This window comes from Calidithermus terrae, from assembly GCF_003574345.1.
Lineage (GTDB): Bacteria > Deinococcota > Deinococci > Deinococcales > Thermaceae > Calidithermus > Calidithermus chliarophilus.
In genome coordinates, this window is sequence record NZ_QXDL01000327.1 from 1 (window position 1) to 3,017 (window position 3,017).

General features: G+C 70.6%; 2 protein-coding genes. One reads left to right on the forward strand and one right to left on the reverse strand.

Features of this window, described 5'->3' with window-relative positions; translation table 11 throughout:
* Nucleotides 1–601: 601 nt before the first annotated feature.
* Nucleotides 602–1,450, reverse strand: a complete 849-nt coding sequence (locus Mterra_RS20170) for a metallophosphoesterase (protein WP_119316728.1) — start codon at nt 1,448–1,450, stop codon at nt 602–604.
* A gap of 43 nt (nt 1,451–1,493) precedes the next feature.
* On the opposite strand from Mterra_RS20170, the gene Mterra_RS20175 reads away from it, so the two are divergent.
* A complete protein-coding gene (locus Mterra_RS20175; RefSeq protein WP_119316729.1) occupies nt 1,494–2,855 on the forward strand; it encodes a GH1 family beta-glucosidase in 1,362 nt (453 codons plus the stop codon).
* Nucleotides 2,856–3,017: the final 162 nt, after the last annotated feature.

The following is a 3,017-nucleotide window of genomic DNA, read 5'->3' on the forward strand; positions in this document are numbered from 1 at the left end:
CGTTTTACCCGCCGTGCGTCGCCCAGCTCGGCCTCCGCGAAATGCAGGCTGGCCCATTGAACCGGATCCTCGGGATGCAGTTCCATCGTCTCGAACCATACAGGGTTGAGATGTGGGTAATGACAAGGGATAAATCCGTGGGATTCTCGGGCTCACCCCTGCGCCCGGTACGGGCGTCTTACACGGTGATGCACGGCATTCCGACCGTCTCCTCAAGCGTGACTTCCCGTGTGCCCCCGCCCCGCCACGGCGTGGCGGCAAGGACCCCGGAGACTGCTGTCTCCAAGGGCGATTCCAGCACATCAGCCGCCATGCCATGTCCGCCAGAGGCGGACGTGGGGGAGTCCTCGCCTCGCCGTGGCGAGGCGACCACCCCTGAAGGGGATGGGTTTTATAGCTCCCCCACACACCCTCGCTTTTATAAGCGGTCAGCGCTCAGCGATGGACCTGTGGCTCGTGGTCACCCCCCGCCAGCGTCGAGGGCCAGGGCTTCCCGCGTTTGGCGCCTTGCGTTTTGCGTTTGGCGTCTTGCGTTTTGCGTTTTGCGTTTTGCGTTTGGCGTACGACGTAGGACGTACGACGTACGACCCGCGCCCGGCTATCAGCTATCAGCTACCCCGCCAGGCTCAAAGTCAAAAACCACCACCTCCGCGTCACAGAACGTGCGCACCGGCAGCCACGTGGTGCCCAGGCCCCTCGAGACGAAGCCGGCGGCGGGGGCGCGGTGGAAGCCCTGGGCGAAGCGGGTGCCGTACCTCGAGGGGGCGTGGACGGCGCCGATCAGCGGCAGGCAGACCTGGCCGCCGTGGGTGTGGCCGCAGAGGGTGAGGCTCACCCACTCGGGCACCTGCGGCAGCAGGTCGGGGTTGTGGCTCAGCAGCAGGGTGGCCGCGTCGCGGGGGGCACCCTGGAGCGCGGCGGCGAGGTCGGGGTCGCCGTGCCAGAGGTCGTCCACCCCGGCGAGGTAGAGGTCGGGGCGCAGGCGCAAGCCGCGGTTGGTCAAAAGCTCGACCCCGGCGCGCTCGAGCTCCGTGGTCAGGCTCGAGAGCCAGGCCCGGCGGTCGGCGTTGTCAACGGAGTGCGAGTAGTCGTGGTTGCCCAGCACCCCGTAGACGCCCAGGGGGGCCTCGAGGCGGGCGAGTTCGTCGCCGAGCGGCCGTAAGGCGCCGGGCCGCGTGGCCTGGTCCACGAAGTCGCCGGTGATGACCACCAGGTCCGGGCGCTCGGCCAGGGCGGCAGCCACCCAGCGGCGCACCGCCTGGGCCGGGTGCTGCTCGCCGAAGTGCAGGTCGCTCAGGTGCGCCACCCGCAGGGGCTGGCGCAGCCCCGGCAGCCCGTAGCGGTGGCGCGAAAGCTCGAAGCCGCGGGCCGAGGCCAGGCCGTAGCCCCCCAAACCCGTTCCCCCCAAGACCCCAAGGCCCAGCAGGCCCAAAAACGCGCGTCGGTTCATGCTCCCCTGCTCCTTCTAGACTACCGCGTAAGCTAAAAAGCGTATGCACCTCGAGCGTGCCCAGTTCCCCGGCGACTTCGTGTGGGGCACCGCCACCGCCGCCTACCAGATCGAGGGGGCCGTGCGGGAGGACGGCAGAGGCCCCAGCATCTGGGACACCTTCAGCCACACCCCCGGCAAGACCCGCGCGGGCGACACCGGCGACGTCGCCTGCGACCACTACCGCCGCTACCGCGAGGACGTGGCGCTGATGAAGGGGCTGGGCGTCAACGCCTACCGCTTCTCCGTCGCCTGGCCCCGGGTCTTCCCCGACGGCCGCACCCTCAACCCCAGGGGGCTCGACTTCTACGACCGGCTGGCGGACGCGCTGCTGGAGGCCGGGATCACGCCGTGGGCCACCCTCTACCACTGGGACCTGCCCCAGGCCCTGCAGAACCAGGGAGGCTGGGCCAGCCGCGGCGTGGTGGACGCCTTCGTGCGCTACGCCGACGCGGTGACCAGGCGCCTGGGGAGCCGCGTGCGGCACTGGATCACCCTCAACGAGCCGTGGGTCTTCAGCTTCCTGGGGCACGCCACCGGGCAGCACGCGCCGGGGGTCCGCAACGTCCCCCGCGCGGTCCAGGTCACGCACCACGCGCTGCTGGCCCACGGGCGGGCCGTCCCGGTGATCCGGGGCAACGTGCCGGGCGCGCGGGTGGGCATCACCAACAACTACATGCCCGTCGAGCCCTTCAGCGCCACCCCCGCCGACCAGGCCGCCGCCCGGCGGCTCGACGGCGTGTTCAACCGCTGGTTCACCGACCCCCTCTTCGGCCGCGGCTACCCCGAGGACACCCTGCGGCTGTTCCGGCTGGGGCTCCCCGGCTTCCTGCAGGGCCCGCTCTTCCCGCCGCGGGTGCTGCCGGGCGACCTCGAGGCCGTCGCCGCCCCCCTCGACTTCCTGGGCGTCAACTTCTACACCCGCTTCGTGGCCCGCGCCCGGCGGGGGGGCCAGCCCCTGGGCACCGAGCAGGTCAGGCCCGAGGGCGAGTACACCGCCATGGGCTGGGAGGTCGTGCCCCACGCCCTGCGCGACCTGCTCCTCCGGCTGCACCGCGACTACGCCCCCAAAGCCCTCCTCATCACCGAAAACGGCGCGGCCTACCCCGACGTCCTCGAGCAAAACACCGTCCACGACCCCGCCCGCACCCGCTACTTCCAGCTCCACCTGGCTGCGTGCCTCGAGGCCATCCACGCGGGCGTCCCGCTGAAGGGCTACTTCGCCTGGAGCCTGCTGGACAACTTCGAGTGGGCCGAGGGCTATTCCAAGCGCTTCGGCCTGTACTACACCGACTACCCCACCCAGCGGCGCATCCTCAAGGACTCCGGCAGGTGGTGGAGGGAGTTTTTGCGGGGGGGGAGGTAGGGTCGCTGAGCGCTGAGCGCGGGTCGTACGTCGGGTGCAGGTCGTACGTCCTACGCCAGACGCCGAACGCCAGACGCCAAACGCCAAACGCCCTTTCTCTACCCCCCTTAACAAGGGGGGCTGGGGGGATACCCCCTCCCCGCCCGCGGGGAGGGCTAGGGT